The organism is Nocardia sp. CA-120079, from assembly GCF_050955745.1.
Classification (GTDB): Bacteria; Actinomycetota; Actinomycetes; order Mycobacteriales; family Mycobacteriaceae; genus Nocardia.
Window position 1 is genome coordinate 5,427,745 of the sequence record NZ_CP192088.1, and the last position, 16,203, is coordinate 5,443,947.

General features: G+C 65.4%; 16 protein-coding genes. 2 read left to right on the forward strand and 14 right to left on the reverse strand.

The genetic code is table 11. The features are described 5' to 3' along the window. Positions 1-65: 65 nt before the first annotated feature. The 3 genes from ACQPYR_RS25015 to arc form a co-directional block, all read right to left on the reverse strand. Positions 66-1,586 carry an ArnT family glycosyltransferase gene (locus tag ACQPYR_RS25015; RefSeq protein ID WP_433621392.1) on the reverse strand — a complete coding sequence of 507 codons (1,521 nt, stop codon included), beginning with the start codon at positions 1,584-1,586 and terminating at the stop codon, positions 66-68. Further along, entirely contained in the window at positions 1,564-2,214 is a 651-nt protein-coding gene (locus tag ACQPYR_RS25020; protein WP_433621393.1) for a TetR/AcrR family transcriptional regulator, read from the reverse strand. The genes ACQPYR_RS25015 and ACQPYR_RS25020 overlap by 23 nt, the downstream gene beginning before the upstream one ends. A gap of 133 nt (positions 2,215-2,347) precedes the next feature. Continuing rightward, a complete protein-coding gene (arc, locus tag ACQPYR_RS25025; RefSeq protein WP_433635236.1) occupies positions 2,348-4,108 on the reverse strand; it encodes a proteasome ATPase in 1,761 nt (586 codons plus the stop codon). Positions 4,109-4,287: 179 nt separating this feature from the next. Here arc and ACQPYR_RS25030 point away from each other — a divergent pair, with 179 nt between their 5' ends. Further along, a complete protein-coding gene (locus ACQPYR_RS25030; protein ID WP_433621394.1) occupies positions 4,288-4,809 on the forward strand; it encodes a hypothetical protein in 522 nt (173 codons plus the stop codon). Between the two features lies 1 nt (position 4,810). Here the strand turns inward: ACQPYR_RS25030 and ACQPYR_RS25035 are convergent, their stop codons facing one another. After that, entirely contained in the window at positions 4,811-5,644 is an 834-nt protein-coding gene (locus ACQPYR_RS25035) for a tRNA (adenine-N1)-methyltransferase (RefSeq protein WP_040691664.1), read from the reverse strand. Between the two features lie 80 nt (positions 5,645-5,724). On the opposite strand from ACQPYR_RS25035, the gene ACQPYR_RS25040 reads away from it, so the two are divergent. Continuing rightward, positions 5,725-6,624, forward strand: a complete 900-nt coding sequence (locus tag ACQPYR_RS25040; protein WP_433621395.1) for a RecB family exonuclease — start codon at positions 5,725-5,727, stop codon at positions 6,622-6,624. 1 nt (position 6,625) lies between these two features. Here ACQPYR_RS25040 and ACQPYR_RS25045 read toward each other — a convergent pair whose 3' ends face one another. From ACQPYR_RS25045 to ACQPYR_RS25090, 10 genes are all read right to left on the reverse strand, one after another. Then, positions 6,626-6,775, reverse strand: a complete 150-nt coding sequence (locus tag ACQPYR_RS25045; RefSeq protein WP_433621396.1) for a hypothetical protein — start codon at positions 6,773-6,775, stop codon at positions 6,626-6,628. Between the two features lie 199 nt (positions 6,776-6,974). Continuing rightward, positions 6,975-8,138 (reverse strand): YeiH family protein, encoded by a 1,164-nt coding sequence (locus ACQPYR_RS25050; protein ID WP_433621397.1) that lies wholly within the window; start codon positions 8,136-8,138, stop codon positions 6,975-6,977. After that, a complete protein-coding gene (locus tag ACQPYR_RS25055; RefSeq protein ID WP_433621398.1) occupies positions 8,138-8,272 on the reverse strand; it encodes a hypothetical protein in 135 nt (44 codons plus the stop codon). The genes ACQPYR_RS25050 and ACQPYR_RS25055 overlap by 1 nt, the downstream gene beginning before the upstream one ends. Before the next feature lie 146 nt (positions 8,273-8,418). Next, on the reverse strand, positions 8,419-9,270 hold the full coding sequence (gene hisG, locus ACQPYR_RS25060; protein ID WP_063037213.1) for an ATP phosphoribosyltransferase: 852 nt from the start codon (positions 9,268-9,270) through the stop codon (positions 8,419-8,421). 123 nt (positions 9,271-9,393) lie between these two features. Then, a complete protein-coding gene (locus tag ACQPYR_RS25065; RefSeq protein ID WP_433621399.1) occupies positions 9,394-9,657 on the reverse strand; it encodes a phosphoribosyl-ATP diphosphatase in 264 nt (87 codons plus the stop codon). Between the two features lie 112 nt (positions 9,658-9,769). After that, positions 9,770-11,581, reverse strand: coding sequence for a choline/carnitine O-acyltransferase (locus ACQPYR_RS25070; protein WP_433621400.1), 1,812 nt, complete (start codon positions 11,579-11,581; stop codon positions 9,770-9,772). Beyond that, the gene (locus tag ACQPYR_RS25075; protein WP_433621401.1) at positions 11,578-12,417 is read right to left on the reverse strand and encodes a class I SAM-dependent methyltransferase; all 840 of its coding nucleotides are present in this window, start codon (positions 12,415-12,417) and stop codon (positions 11,578-11,580) included. The genes ACQPYR_RS25070 and ACQPYR_RS25075 overlap by 4 nt, the downstream gene beginning before the upstream one ends. A 10-nt stretch (positions 12,418-12,427) precedes the next feature. After that, a complete protein-coding gene (locus ACQPYR_RS25080) occupies positions 12,428-13,291 on the reverse strand; it encodes a HalD/BesD family halogenase (RefSeq protein ID WP_433621402.1) in 864 nt (287 codons plus the stop codon). 201 nt (positions 13,292-13,492) lie between these two features. Continuing rightward, the gene (locus tag ACQPYR_RS25085) at positions 13,493-14,194 is read right to left on the reverse strand and encodes an HAD family hydrolase (RefSeq protein ID WP_433635237.1); all 702 of its coding nucleotides are present in this window, start codon (positions 14,192-14,194) and stop codon (positions 13,493-13,495) included. A gap of 45 nt (positions 14,195-14,239) precedes the next feature. Beyond that, positions 14,240-15,889: a serine/threonine-protein kinase gene (locus ACQPYR_RS25090; protein WP_433621403.1), complete on the reverse strand. Its 1,650-nt coding sequence runs from the start codon at positions 15,887-15,889 to the stop codon at positions 14,240-14,242. Positions 15,890-16,203: the final 314 nt, after the last annotated feature.

Genomic DNA, 16,203 nt, shown 5'->3' on the forward strand with positions numbered 1-16,203 from the left:
CTGCCATGGTTCAGTCAAGGTGGGTGAGGTTCGGATGTCTTGAACGAATCGGACAATACGGCTGTTCAGTCGAGGCGAAGCAGCTCGGGCCAGACCTGTGACCAGTGCTGACGTGGGGTGCAGCGCCAAATGGTGACATCGCGGGTGATGTCCGGGTAGCCCAGGCGTGCGTCGACGCGGCCAACCGGGGTCAATTCGCTACAGGTGGCACGCATTTCGTCTTCGGCATTGCCGACCCACAGCACCGTTGTCGCGGAATCCGGTGGGGTGCCGAAGTATCCGAAACCGCGGTTTGGACTGTAGACGGCGGGCAGTCCATAGCGATCCCGGTCGACATCCAAAGCGCTTGCCTGCCAATAGGAATCGGCAACGATCACCGCGTTCGCGCGTTCGGCCGGTGGGAGAGCCCGGTAGGCGTCGGCGCTCGCCTCGCGCAACTCGGGCCAGCCGAACTTGCCGTACAGGCCGATCTCGATACCGGCCTCGGCTTGACTGTCGACCGGATCGATCGACGACTCGGATTGCCACGGCATCGTGAACACCGCGATCACCACCGAAATCGCGACCAGCGGGACAGTCGCATAGATTCGCCATCGTTCGGTGTATTCGGTCCAGCGCACCGCGCCCGCCGCCATGATCACCGCGTAGCAGCCGGCCGCGTAGTAGGGGCGACCGTTGGTCGCGATGAATGCCACAGCCAGCAGCAGGGGTAGCGGCGCGAGGAATCGGTACGGCCGCAACGTCTCCGAGCGGAACAGCGCCCAGATCCCCACGACCAACAGCACACCACCGAACAACCCGGCCGCGATCAGCGCCAGCGGCAGCCAGGTGTAGCGGCCACCGATCGTCGCCTGCTCCGCCGCGACCACCGCACCCAATCGCAGCTGCGGCCAGTCGTGCCGGGCCTGCCAGATCAGCGTCGGCGCCATGACCAGGACAACGAAACCCGCGCCCAGCCACAGCAACGGCCGCCGCAGCAGCTCGCGCGGACCGTAGATCGTCACGCCGATGGCGACGGCGATCCAGAAGAATGGAATCAGCCACTTCACCTGCATATCCAGCGCCGTGACCAGCGCGGCCCACAGCAACAGGCTGTTCCGGCGGGTGCGAACCCACCGGATCAGCAGCCAGCTGATCACCACCCACAACGCGGTATCAATCGTATTGGTGGCCAACTGAGTTCCCTGCACAAGCAGGAACGGCGAGGTCGCATACGCGGTCGCGCTCAATACCTGCGCGGTCCGCGACCCACCGAACTCCCGGGCGATCTGGGCACTGGTCAGCACCGCGGCAACGGTGACCAGTGCGGCCGGAATCCGCAGTGCCACCAGCGATCCCGGTGCCAGCACATCCATCAGCCGGGCGATCGCGGGCAGCAGTGGCCCCTGATCGGCATAGCCGAATCCGAGCCGACGCCCGGCCGACAGGAAATACAGTTCGTCACCGAAGTATCCGTATCGTCCGAGCGATGCGAACAGCATGATCGCCGACACCACGGCGATCGCGCCCACACCGAGCCACGCGAACGGCGGCGTAGTTTCGGCGTTATCTTCCTGCCGCACTTCACTTTCCACCACGGTGGTCATCACGTCCCCCCTTCCGGGTCGCCAAATCGAATAGTCGGCACACATGCGCCGAGTACGTCGTCATATCGAAGTCTTTCTCCCGAATCGCCCGTCCGGCCGCGCCATCGATGGCATCGCGGATCGACTTGGCCATGACCGCCGGATCGAAGTCGCCGAATTCGCCGGTGCGCTGGCCTTCCCGCATGATGTCGATGAGCGGTTGGATGATCTCCTGCTCCCCCTCCGCCGAGGCGAACCGCGGCTTTCCATCCGCATCACGCAGATTCAGCACCACATCGGTCAGCGCCGCGACATACTTCTTGTTCGCATCGATGAAGCCGAGATTCGTCCCGATATAGGCGAGCAACTGATTGCGGGGCCCGTCCGCCGCCATCACCGCGGGCGCGATGTGCTCGCCACCGGACACATACAGCTGGATCACCAGCTGCTCCATCAGCTCGTCCTTCCCCGCGAAGTGATACGAGATGACACCTTTGGAGATCCCGGCCTGCTTCGCGATCCGCGCCAGCGAAGCCCGCCCGTACCCCACCTCCGAAATGACCTCCACCGCCGAGGCAATGATCTGCCGCCGCCGCGCCTCCTCGATGAACGACCGCTGCCGACCATCCGTCCCATTTTCTGGCCGCATGGCCAAATTTTAATCCACCCGCCCAAATCCCCACATCAACCTCGAGAATGACCCTCGATTACCCCACGAGGATGACCCCGAAAACACCGAAGGGCCGCGCTCCCAGACGGAAGCGCGGCCCTCGGTTCGAAACCTACAGGTACTGACCTGTGTTCGACTCGGTGTCGATGGCGCGGCTGGCACTGGCGTTCTTGCCGGTGACCAAGGTGCGGATGTAGACGATCCGCTCGCCCTTCTTACCCGAAATGCGGGCCCAGTCATCGGGATTCGTGGTGTTGGGCAGGTCCTCGTTTTCGGAGAACTCGTCCACGATCGAATCGTAGAGATGCTGGATGCGCAGGCCGGGGTTGCCGGTGTCGAGTACCGCCTTGATGGCGTACTTCTTGGAGCGGTCCACGATGTTCTGGATCATGGCGCCGGAGTTGAAATCCTTGAAGTACAGGACTTCCTTGTCACCGTTGGCATAGGTGACCTCCAGGAAGCGGTTGTCCTCGCTCTCGGCGTACATCCGGTCGACGACCCGTTCGATCATCGCGCGAATGCACAGCCCCTTGTCGCCGCCGAACTCCTCGAGATCGTCGGCGTGCAACGGCAGTTGCTCGGTCAGGTACTTCGAGAAGATGTCCTGCGCCGATTCCGCGTCCGGCCGCTCGATCTTGATCTTCACATCGAGACGTCCGGGCCGCAGGATCGCGGGGTCGATCATGTCCTCGCGGTTGGACGCGCCGATCACGATGACATTCTCGAGACCCTCGACGCCGTCGATCTCCGAGAGCAGCTGCGGCACGACCGTGGTCTCCACATCGGAGGACACGCCCGAACCACGGGTGCGGAAGATCGAATCCATCTCGTCGAAGAACACGATCACCGGCGTACCCTCGGACGCCTTCTCCCGTGCCCGCTGGAAGATGATCCGGATGTGGCGCTCGGTCTCACCCACGAACTTGTTCAGCAGCTCGGGGCCCTTGATGTTCAGGAAGAACGACTTGGCTTCCTTGGCATCCTCACCGCGCGCCTCAGCGATCTTCTTCGCCAGCGAGTTGGCAACGGCCTTGGCGATCAACGTCTTACCGCAACCGGGCGGACCGTAGAGCAGCACACCCTTGGGCGGGCGCAGCGCGTATTCGCGGAACAGATCCTTGTGCAGGAACGGCAATTCCACCGCATCGCGGATCTGCTCGATCTGGCGACCGAGACCACCGATGTCGCCGTAATCGACATCGGGGACTTCCTCGAGTACGAGATCCTCGACCTCGGCCTTGGGAATCCGCTCGAAGGCGAAACCGGCCTTGGTGTCCACGAGCAGCGAATCACCCGGCCGCAGCTTGCGGATCGGCGAATCGGGATCGTCGAGATCATCGACCTCGGCGACCTTGGCCAGCGGACCCGCCAACCACACCACGCGCTCCTCGTCGGCATGCCCGACGACCAGCGCCCGGCGTCCGTCGTCGAGGATCTCGCGCAGGGTGCCGATCTCACCGACGGCGTCGAAGATTCCAGCTTCGACGACTGTGAGGGCCTCGTTGAGACGGACGGTCTGACCGTATTCGAGGGTCGAGGTATCGATATTGGGTGAACACGTCAAGCGCATCTTGCGGCCCGAAGTGAACACGTCGACCGTCTGATCCTCGTACACACCGATCAGAATTCCGTACCCGCTCGGTGGCTGACCCAGCCGATCGACCTCCTCGCGCAAGGCCACCAACTGCTGGCGCGCTTCCTTGAGGGTGTCCATCAGCTTGGTGTTGCGAATGGTCAGCGAATCGATGCGGGCTTCCAATTCCCGTGCGCGATCCGGCGAATCGGCAAGTTGCCTTCGGAGTGCAGCCGCTTCGGCGCGTACCGCCTCGAGCTCTCTCCAGGCCGCCGAATCCGAATTCTCGATGGGGCTCATGTGCTGCTCCTCCCAGTCCCGGTCTATTAACGCTACCGGGCGCGAACCGTTCTCGCTTTCCGACATGGTTTCGTCGTGATCACATCTGGGCTGCGGTCGACGGCGGATACACCATGTTAGCCTGCCCTAACCAGTCCACGGCGACGCGCTTCGCCGATCGAACCGAAAGGTTGCTGACGATGCTCCTTCCCGCCAGGACGCTGCGTACGTCCATGGTTATCGCCGCGGTGGCGATGGCCGCTACCGTCGGGCTCACCGGCTGCGGGTCCGACGACAAGTCCGATGCCAAGGCCACGAGTACCACTTCCGCCGCCGCGTCCACCAGCGCTGCAGGTCACGGCGACCACGGCAACGCCGCCGCACCCACCGCCGAAACGCTCACCGCCGTCCTGGATGCCCTTTCCGACCCGACGAAACCCACCTCCGAGAAGACCAAGCTGATCGTCGACGGCGAAAAGCGCGCCGCCAATATCGACCAGATGAACCAGGCGCTCGGCGGCTACGGCAAGCTCACCTACGCGGTCGCCGATATCACCACCAGCGGCAATTCTGCGACCGCCCAGGTCACCATCACCTCACCGCACGGCACCGCCCCCGCCATGCCCCTGACCTGGGAACACGTCGACGGCGCCTGGAAGCTCTCGGATGCCAGCGGCTGCCTGATGCTCGGCTTCGCGCAGGCGCCCTGCGTGCCGGCCTGATTCAGCCCTTCGACGGACGACGCTGCGGCTTCGGGGTGACCGTGCCCTCGGCGAGCCGCCGCGCGCTGACCAGGAAGGCGGTGTGGCCCTGCATGCGATGTTCGGGCCGCACCGCCAGACCGACCACATGCCAGCCGCGCACCATCGACTCCCACGAGCGCGGCTCGGTCCAGCACTCCTGCTCGCGCAGCGCCTCGACCACTTTCGACAATTGTGTGACGGTTGCCACATAGACGATCAGCACACCGCCGGGGACCAGCGCCTTGGACACGGCGGGGAGCGCATCCCACGGGGCGAGCATGTCCAGGACGACGCGATCGACCGGCGGTCCGTCGTAGGCGGCGACGTCCGCGACGGTGATCGACCAGTTGTCCGGCCGCTCACCGAAGAAGGTCTCCACATTGCGGATCGCGTGTTCGGCGTGGTCTTCGCGGATCTCGTAGGAGACCACCTGGCCCTGCGGGCCGACCGCGCGCAGCAGCGAGCACGTCAGTGCGCCGGAGCCCGCACCGGCCTCCAGTACGCGCGCGCCGGGGAACATATCGCCCTCGTGCACGATCTGGGCGGCGTCCTTGGGGTAGATGACCGCCGCACCGCGCGGCATGGAGAGCACGTAATCGATCAGCAACGGCCGCAACGCCAAATACGGTGTGCCATTGGTGGATTGCACGACACTGCCCTCATCGGCGCCGATCAGGTTGTCGTGTTTGATACCGCCGCGATGCGTGTGGAATTCCTTACCCGGTTCCAGCACCACGGTGTAGAGGCGCCCCTTGGCATCGGTCAGCTGTACCCGGTCCCCGATGGTGAATGGCCCGGTCCGTCTGGCCGTCATGTATCTCCGTTCGCTGGTCGTCGCTGCTGTCTGTCCTGAGTGGCACCGGCGTGTCGGTGCGCCCGGATAGCCTGCCAGGTATGCATCCGCCGGTATCCACGCCCCCTGCCGACACCGCGCGGGAGGTCGCGCCCGACCGTCCGCGTCCGGCGCTGTCACCCTCGCGGGCAATGGATTTCAAGCAGTGCCCGCTGAAGTACCGGTTCCGGGCGATCGATCGGATTCCGGAGCCGCCGACCCGGATCGCGGTGCGCGGCACGGTGGTGCACGCGGTATTGGAGGATCTGTACGGACTGCCCGCCGGGGAACGCCGGTTCGAACGGGCTGCCGAGCTTGTCGAGCCCGCATGGGCCCGGGTGCTGGCCGACAGACCGGAGAGCGCCGAAGTGGTCGCAGCGGACGGGCTGGCGGGCTTTCTCGGCGAGGTGCGCGCCTTCGTCGAGACGTATTACCGGCTGGAGGATCCGACCCGGTTCGATCCGGAGTCGTGTGAGTCGCGGGTGGAGGTCGAACTCGACGACGGTGTGCTGTTGCGCGGGTTCGTCGACCGCATCGATGTCGCGCCGACCGGTGAGCTGCGTGTCGTCGATTACAAGACCGGCCGGGCGCCCGGACTCGCCCAGGAGACCAAGGCGCTGTTCCAGCTGAAGTTCTACGCGCTGGTGGTGCTGCGCACCCGCGGCATCCTGCCCACTCAATTGCGGCTGATCTACCTGGCCGACGAACAGATCCTCACCTATGCCCCGGACGAGGACGAACTACTGCGCTTCGAACGCACCCTCTCGGCCCTGTGGCAGGCCATTCTGGCGGCCGGGCGGACCGGGGAGTTCCTGCCGAGCACAAGCTGGCTGTGCGGACATTGCAGCTACAAGAGTCTGTGCCCCGCCTTCGGCGGCACACCACCGGTCTATCCGGGCTGGCCGGACAGCGGCACCGGTGAGTCAGCGGAGGAAACCTTCGCCGAAGCGGTCGCCGACTAGCTCAGCCGACGAACAGATTCAGATCGAGGCCGTGCGAGCCGAGCGCGGCGATAACGCCGATGAGCACAACTACGCCGACGGCATCACCGATCACGATGAGCGCATTGCGAAGCCGCCACCACGCCCCGATCGACTCGACACTCGGTTTCATTGGGTTCTCCCCTGTCCGTGCTCGAACGGCACTGCCCGTCCGAGGTGTTCCATAGTTGTTTCGCCGAACACGCCCCCAGTGTTGACGGCGAAGCATGAAGTTTTCGTGAGTTCGGTCCTGAACTGAACGCACACAATGCCGCCGTGATGCTCGCCGGGGTAGCCGGCGAGCACCGAAACGGCAGGTTGCCGGTGCGGATCTACGCGGTGAAGTTGTGGAACAGCAGCACGGACAGGCCCAGGCCGACGGCCAGATTGAAGACGGCCGCGGATCCGAAGACCACGATCGGACGCCAGCCCGCCTCGCGCAGGCCGCGCAGCGAGAACTCCAGACCGATCGAGACGAATGCGAAGATCAGGAACCACGTGCGCAGATCGTTGACGATCGCGATATGCGCCGCGCCCGTCTTCTTGTCCACCGACTGCAGATACAGCGTGCCGACAACGGAGGCGGCAACGAATCCGATCACGAACTTCGGGAACCGCTCCCAGAACTGGCGCACCGACGGCCGGGCCGCACCGGGGATGCGCTCGACTCGGATCGTGAAGTAGGCGGTCAGCGCGATGGCGACAATGCCGATCAGCGCATTCTGGGTGGTCTTCACGATGGTGGCGATCTGCAGCGCCTTCTCCCCCGCGATCGCACCGGAGGCCGCAACCGCCGCGGTCGTATCGATATTGCCGCCGATCCACGCCCCTGCGACGGCGTCGGAAAGACCGAAAATATCAGCGAGCCAGGGCAATACGAAGATCGACGGCAAAGCGAAGATGATCACCAGCGATGCCGTGTACGCGATCTGCTCGCGTTTGGCCTGCACCGCCCCCGCGGCCGCGATGGCGGCGCTGACACCGCAGATCGAGACGGCCGAGGACAGCAGTGCGCGCAGCTTATCGTCGAGGCCGAGTCGACCGCCCAGCCACCACGTGAAACCGAAGACCGCGGTGATCAACAGCAGCGCCTGCACGATCGACGGGCCCGCCGCGGTCACCAGGATCTTCAGATTGATCGATGCACCGAGCAGCACCACACCGGTCTTGATGAAGAATTCGGTGCGAAAGCCAGCCGAAAGACGTTCCCGGAGATCGAGTTTCGCGAGTACGACATTGCCGATCAGGCCGATGGCAATGGCGTACACCGGGAATTCGACCGACTTGGCGATCCGGTTGAACGGTGTACCCACGGCCCACTGCGGCACGTGCGTGTCGAAGTACCGGGTCAGCGCGCCGAGCAGGACGACGGCCACGACGCCGGCTCCGATCTCGGCTACCGTGGGGCGTGAAATCGACTGCAGTGCAGCGGTTTCGGATCGGACCGCAGCCTCATCGACTGCGCCGGCCTCGGTCCTTGCGTCGCTCTCCGACATCACGGCACCAACCAATCAGGGATCGCGCCGATCAGGACCAGGGCGATGAGAACCAGGCCGACGATGGCGGCCAGCCAGTCCTCATTCCATGCGAATGTGCTGCCCGAAGGTTTCACGGGCGGTGTGTGCGACACGGTGGTACTCCTTGCATTTCCTCATCGAGGCCGCAACGTACCAATCAATCGCAGGTCAGCACACCGATTGCAATCGCAGTGAATCGATCACTCGCACAAAGCAACTCGGCCCCGCCGGGTGACGGGGCCGAGTGGACGAAATCGCGTCAGAAGGCGCGGCAGGACCGGATATCGAAGGCCAGGATCGCCTTCGCGCCGAGTTCGGCGAGCTGGTCCATCACCTCATTGCCCTGCTTGCGCGGCACCATGGCGCGGATGGCGACCCAGTTCGAATCGGCGAGCGGGGATACCGTCGGCGACTCGAGCCCGGGCGTGATCTTGACCGCCTCCTCCAGCAGCTCCTTCGGGCAGTCGTAGTCGAGCATGATGTACTGCTGACCGAATACCACACCCTGGATGCGCGCGATGAGCTGATTGCGGGCCCGTTCGTTTTGATCGGAGCCGGTGCGCTCGATGAGCACGCCCTCTGAATCGCACAGGGTCTCGCCGAAGGCGACCAGATTGTGCTGGCGCAGCGTGCGGCCCGAGCCGACCACATCGGCGATGGCATCGGCCACACCGAGCTGGATGGAGATCTCGACGGCGCCGTCGAGGCGGATCACCTCGGCCTCGATGCCGCGCCGCTGCAGATCGCTCAGGACCAGATTCGGGTACGAGGTGGCGATGCGCTTGTCGTAGAGGTCCTCGACCTTCCATTCGCGCCCGGCCGGGGCGGCGTAGCGGAAGGTTGAGCGGCCGAAACCGAGTGCGAGCCGTTCCTGTACGGGTGCACCGGAATCCAGCGCCAGATCACGGCCGGTGATGCCGAGGTCGAGCTCGCCGGAGCCGACGTAGATGGCGATGTCCTTGGGCCGCAGGAAGAAGAACTCGACCTGGTTTGCCGGATCCAGAACGGTCAGGTCGCGCGAATCGGTGCGCTTGCGGTAACCGGCCTCGGCGAGGATCGAGGTGGCCGATTCGGAGAGTGCGCCTTTATTGGGGACTGCGACGCGCAGCATAAGAGGGTCCTTTCGCCGGAAGTGAACTAGGGATAGACGCGGCGGCGCGAGCGACGGCCCCGGAGGCGGTAGCGGAGCGTAACCACGCAGGGGCCCGCGAGTGCCGCAAATTCAACACCGCCGTCACAGATGTCGGTACACGTCTTCCAGCTTCAGCCCGCGGCCCACCATCAGCACCTGGACCCAGTACAGCAGTTGCGAAATCTCCTCGGCGAGCGCCTCGTCGCCCTCGTGCTCGGCGGCCAACCAGATCTCACCGGCCTCCTCGAGCACCTTCTTACCCTGGAAATGCACGCCCGCGTCCAATGCCGCTACGGTCCCGGACCCCTCAGGGCGGCTGACCGCACGATCTTGCAGCTCGGCGAACAGGGTTTCGAAGTTCTTCACGGTGAGCATTGTTTCAGACGGGTATGCGGACCCGTTGCTCCGGCCCGGCGCCACCCACCAGGCGCACTCTTCGCACCCCTTGCGGCGACCACAAGGGGTGCGAAGCCATGCGTCAGGCCGCGGTGAGGAGGGCCTCCAGGTCCGCCACTGCGGTGCGCAGGTGGTCGGCGAAGGCGTACATCTCGTCGGCGACCGGTTTCGGGGTGGCCAGGTAGATGTTCCAGCGGTCCGGCAGCAGGACGTAGGCGGTGCCGATGCACTTCTGGCTGGTGGAGCCGAAACCGAAGTAGCGGATATTGACCGACGGGGCCGAACTGGTGCTCAGGTAGTCGTCGCGCATGATCGTCCAGCCGGGACTGGTGTAGAGCGGGATCGGTTCGGTGACGCCGAGTTCGGCGCCACGCCGCCGCTGGATCCACTCGAGTTCCCAGAGATGCTGTTCGGGCGCAGCACCCGCCTGACACTGCTTGGCGCGTTCGACATGCGCGCTCGCCGCGGTCCGCGCGGCAGCGAGCCGGTCGGCCTGCGCGACCGCAGGATCCTGCATGGCGTCGACGAAGGCCACCATCTCCGGTGTCACTACCCGCATGGCCTCGGTGCGGCCGTTGCGGTATTGCCGGGTGGCAATGGATTCGTAGGTGGCCCCGGTCAATCCCTTGCTGCGCCGGTGCGCCAGCTGATAGCTCAGCTGCGCGAACGCATCCGGTGATATGCCGAGCTGCTTCGCACGGGTGGTGCCGACCTCGAAAGATACTGTCGCGGTGGCATTCTCGGCCGCATACCGGGCGAACGCCGCTCCAGCAGCTGCGATATCGGTGCGCTGCGACTGATCGAGCACGAATTCGATCGGTTCGACCGGCGGCAACCCCTGCGGCTGCGCCCCGGCCCGCCCGGCGTGTTCGGCCGCCGGAGCCTGCAGCAGCGTGTCGACGAAGGACAGGATGGTGGTGCCGTCGAGACCGCAGTGCTCGATATTGATGCCGGCCTGACCATCGGCGAAGACGATGAACGATACCGACTTGTCGAACCAGCGGTTGGCACTGTCACCGTGCAGCAGCTGATCACAAGCCTGCAGTTCATCGCGGGGCGCGAAATCCTCCAGGCACAAGCCGAACAGCGCGGTCTCGATGGTGTCCAAGGCCGCGACATTGGCGGGTTCGGCCAGCAATCCCTGTCGACTGACGGCCCATTCGGCCCGCGCCTTGGTGGTCAGATGGCCGACGGCGGTGTCGGTGCGGGCCGAGCGCGCCCCTGCCTTGAGCACCGCGCGCAGTCCGTCGGCGAGATCCTCCAGCGAGTAGGGCACACCGTCCGGACCGATCACCTCCATCCGGAACATGCTGCCGTGGAAGAACACGACGATATGCCTCGCAGCCGAGGGTCCAGGCCATTCGTCGCTGTAGGGCACCCGCACGGAATCCTGCGTCTCCCCCGGAATCCGGGTCTCGGAGAACAGGTACTTGTTCTGCCACATCGACAGCTGCTGTCCACGCTGGGTCACCGGCGGGATCGCCTCGAGATCGAGCGCCAGCTTGTAATCGACCGCGGCCGTGATGATTCCGGCCGCCCGCTCCACCTGCGACGCGCCGGTGGAGGCGGCCAGTGCGGTGTCATCGCGGAACAGGAAGAAGAAGTTGGCATTCAATGCGATGCGATCGCGACGGCCCAGGTAGCGCGACGGCCAGAACAGATCCAGCCAGCTTCCGACACCGGGGGTGGCATCGTATTCGGCCAGTGCCGCGTGCAGCTTTCGGCCCGGACCATCGGGGCGAAGCAGGTCGGCGACCGCGGCTTCGGTGGTGGCGAATTCGTCGGCGGTCAGCAGTGGCGCACACCACTGCAGCAACCGCTCGCCGCTGTCCTCCAGCGTCGGCAGGGGCACCCTTGGCAGGTGGTCGTCGGCGGCGAAGGTGCGTTCGGTCAATGCGGGTCCTCGGGGTCGGCGTGTTTCGGTAGCGGTCGCGAGATGTACAGGTTGGCGAGCAGCCAACCTGTGCTTTCCTGGCCAGCGGTGTCGATTCCGTTGGCGGCCAAGGCATTCAGCACCTGGGTGCGTTCATTGTCGGATGCGAACTTGCGTTGTTCGAACACCCCGGGGGCTCGCTCGGTGCGGTAGCCGAGCGCGGCCAGTTCCGCGGCGATCGGTTCGAAACTGAACATGCGTAGTACGAAGTGTGCCATCCACGGCCGACGACGTGGGTGCGCCGTTGCCACCCGCGCCAGCGTCTTCTCGGTGACGTATCCGACGCAGCCGGTCGAAATGACGATATCCGCGGCCGCCAGCGTACGACGTTGGGCTTCGGTGGGGTCGGTGGCCTCCAGATCCGCGTGCACCGTGTCGTGCAGAAATCCGGCTTCCTGAGCGTAGGCCAGGGCCGGGCGGGCGGCATCCATGCCGATGAACCGAACGCCGGGGAGTTGGTCACGAGTGTCCAAGCGGGCGCGGTCGCGGGCGATGAGTGTGACCTGGTCGGCGTCGTCCTCGGCGCCTCGGTAGTGGTCGGCGAGTTCGCTCACGGTGGTGTCGAAGCGCAGCAGGGCCGCGTTGACGCCGTAGGAGCAACCGATATCGAGCACGGTCGGGTTGTCCACGCGCGCGGAGGCGCGGTATTCCCGAATCTGCTGCTGGAAGTACGGTTTCGCCAGTTCCGGTATGCGGTAATCCAATTCGGCCATCCGGGCGTAATAATCGCGCGGATCGGGACGGTCGTAGATATCGTCGAAGGAAGCTTTTCCGGTCGTATGCAACGGCACTGGCATGTCGTCCCTCTCAGTCGAGCAACCGATCGCCACGGACGGCGTCGGCCGCGGCGGCTAGGTGATCGGGCAGCACCCGCCCGAACAATTGGCGGGTACGTTCCACGGTGCCGATGACACCGGGCCGATCGGTATAGGCGAAAATCGCCGAATGCCGTGCGGTGCCGCCATCGACCGGTGAAACCCGGTGCAGCGAGAAGCGGCCCTGGAACAACTGCAGATCGCCGGGCCGCAAATCGAGGTGCCGGATCAGCTGCGCACCGGATCCGGTGAGCACATCCAGCACATTGTCGAGGTTCTCGGCGTGGGGTGAGCGAATATTGGGGCAGTACTCGAAGATTCCACCGGTCTCGGCGGGCTGGGTCAACATACTGACGGTGAATTCATTGGTGTCGAAATGCCAGGGATGCGACATTCCGGGCGCCACCACATTCAGGCACAGTCCGGCCAAAGGGTCTGCGAATTCGTGCAATTCGGTCAGTCCGAAGCAGTCCGCGACGAAGCGTTGGAACACCGTGCTGATGTAGAGCCGGTGGATCAGGGCCTCGGCCGGAATGCGGTCGCGCGGAACGAAGGCGTTGCCGCGTTCCAGCACGATACGGCCCGGATGGCCTTGTGGCAGTTCGGTATTCAGCGGAATGTTGTAGGCGTTGACCCGCTCGACCTCGTAGTGCGCATCCGGTGCCATCGCCTCGCCCTGGGCACGCAAGGTGTCGATCAGCTCCGGACGGATGAACTCCCGCAGTACGGTGCAGCCACTTTCGGCAAGCTCCGCCCGCGCCCGCGCCACCGCTTCCCCCCACGCCGCGCCGGTCGGATCCCCCAGCGGATACCGTGCCGTATCGACGATCTCGTCCAGGACATCCGTCGCAGCCATGGCGTCATTTTGGTAGAGCAATCGGCGACACGCCCGGGATTCGACAAAGTTGCCGGTGACTACGGTCACACCTATCAACTGCACGCACTTGCGTTGCGGCACAGTAACTCTCACTATGCCGAGGTCGGGAGTGTCGACTCACAAACGGTGGGACTCACGATCATGTTCTGTCCCGAAAGCGCCCCAGCCCGGGTGCGCGGTTCAACCTCTGACGCGTAGCGCGTCTTCCAGATCCCGCAGGGTCATTCCCACCAATGAACTACGGAATACCCGCCCCGGCGCCGCCGAAACCGGTATCTCACACGGGATCACGATGACCGCACATCCCGCCGCACCGGCCGCGGCGGCACCGGTGGGCGAATCCTCCAGTGCCACACAGTCTCGCGGGTGCACGCCGAGCAGTTCGGCGGCGCGCAGATAGATGTCGGGTTCGGGCTTGCCGTGCGCGACTTCGTCACCGCAGACCGAGACGTCGAAGAAATCGCGGCCCAACGTGTCCAATCCGAATTCCGTAAGCGACCGCTTGGTATTGGTGACCAATGCGGTCCCGAGGCCCGCGGTACGCACCAACGAGAGCGCATCCTTCGCGCCGGGCCGCCACGGGATCGGGCCCGCCATCAATTCGGTCACCCGCCGCTCGATGAATTCACCGGCGGCGCGCACCGCCTCGGGCGTCGCCTCGATACCCAAACCATCGAAAATGAGCCGCAAGGCGTTCGGTCCGGACGCACCGATCAGCGCGTGCCGCAGTTCATCGGTCATCTCGTGGCCGTGCGCCCGTGCCAGTTCGCGCACGGCGACATCCCACAGCTTTTCCGAATCGAGCAGGGTGCCGTCCATATCCCACAGCACCCCGGCAAGTCGCGCACTCGGCTCCGTCGCCGCCGTCGCGGCTGTGCCAATGGTTCGCTCGCTTCGCTCCCTCACGTCCCGATTCGTCTCCCTCTCCTAAACACCCGAAGCGGCGATCAGCAATCGCCCGTTGTCCGACGCGACCTGGATCCATCGGTTCTCCGACGAGGTCGAGCCGTTCTTCAGGCTATAGGTAAGCGAAACGACCGCCCGGTTCTCACCGTTCGGTGTGACGGCACCCACGCTCACCGAACGAATGGTGGACCAGAACTGTGAGTAGGAGCCGAAGCCACCGGTCTGGGCCTGGTACGACGGTGTCAGTTCAGACCACCCGCCCTGCACATTGCCCGGCAGCATCCCGTAGTAGCCGTAAACGAATTGCGAGATCCGGTCCGGCGTAGCCGGACCGAACGGGGTGGTGGTGACGGTCGTCGGTGGTGCGGTGGTCGACGGCTTGGCCGACGGAGTCGGCGTCACCGTGGTGCTCGGCTGGGTGGTCGGCGCCGCTGTGGTCGTCGGCGCCTGCTGCTCGGGCTGACCCGGTTGGATCGCGATCGGTGCCTCCGGTCCGGTCTCCGAGCTGCTGGGCGCGGAAGTCGGAGTTGTCGAGCCGCCCGCCGTACCGCCCTTGTCGTCGTTGTTCAGTGACGACACGATGACCGCGACCAGCACCAGCACCGCGACCGCGGCAGCCGCGGCCACCGCGATCAGTCGGCCACGACTTTGCTCGCCGCCGCCACCGCCGGGCAGCGTGCCGCCGGACTTCGGCGGTGCGGGCGGCGGCGGGACGGTGACGGCCGGAGCCCCGAGCGCCACGACCTGCGTTGCGTCTTCCGCGTCACCCGACTTGTTCAGCACGGTGGTCGCATCCGCGCCCGGCGCGGGGAGCACCTTGGTCACCGTCGGTGTGGTCACCAGTGCCGGAGTCCGCCCCGCCGCCACGGCTTCCAGCGCCTCCTTGGCTTCGCGCATATTCGGGCGGCCGTCGATCGAGGCGGCCAGCAGCCGCATCAGCACCGGCCCGAGTTCCCCGGCGTGCCGCGGCGGCGGAATCTGCGCCCGCGCCGCGGCGTGCAGGACCGCGAGGGCGTTATCACCCTCACCGAACGGCGGACTGCCCTCGACCGCCGCATACAGCGTGGAGCCGAGCGCGAAGACATCCGAAGCCGGTTCCGGGTTCTCCCCGCGCGCCACCTCCGGCGCGAGGTAGGCGGGGGTGCCCGCCAGGAATCCGGTCGCGGTGACCGTCACGTCGCCGACGGCACGGGAGATGCCGAAGTCGGTGATCTTCACCGTGCCGTCGTCGCCGACGAGCAGATTCGCCGGTTTCACATCCCGGTGCATGATGCCCGCGTCGTGTGCGGCAGCCAGCGCGCCCGCGGCCTGCGCCCCGATGCGGGCCACCTCGGTCGGTGCGAGAGTCCGCTTGCCCGCCAGTTTCGCGGCCAGGCTCGGCGCATTCATGTACTCCATGACCAGCCAAGGCTGACCGTCCTCCTCGGCGACATCGAAGACGGTGATCGCGTTGGGATGGTGTAGTCGCGCGGCGATGCGCCCCTCCCGCATGGCCCGCAGCTTGGCCTCCAGGGCCTGGGACCGGGACAGACCGGGCGCGAGCAGCAGCTGCTTCACCGCGACGGTGCGGCGCAGCCGGACGTCGGTGGCCCGCCACACCACACCCATGGCACCGGTGCCGATCGGATCCGTCAGCCGATACCGTCCAGCGATCAACCGGTCCGCTGTCATGGTGTTGTGCCCCTCCTGCTTGCCGCCGAGCCAATTCCGCACTCCGCGCGTAAGCGGAAATCTTCGAAAATGCTACGCGCCGAAGTCCTTTGCACCCGAATTGCCGCAGGACGTTCACATCCGCCGACTGCCCCGGATGCAGTTGCAACAGTTCCGACTTTGTCACACCCGACCGACATCCATCCACCGACGCGCGAACCTGGAGGCGATACCCCAGGTCAGAGGCGCGTGGCCGATCGGATACGCCCGCGCGTCGCAAGCCCTCGTGTCGTCGGCGTCGACATTCGATCTCACATATCACGAGGTAATCAAGG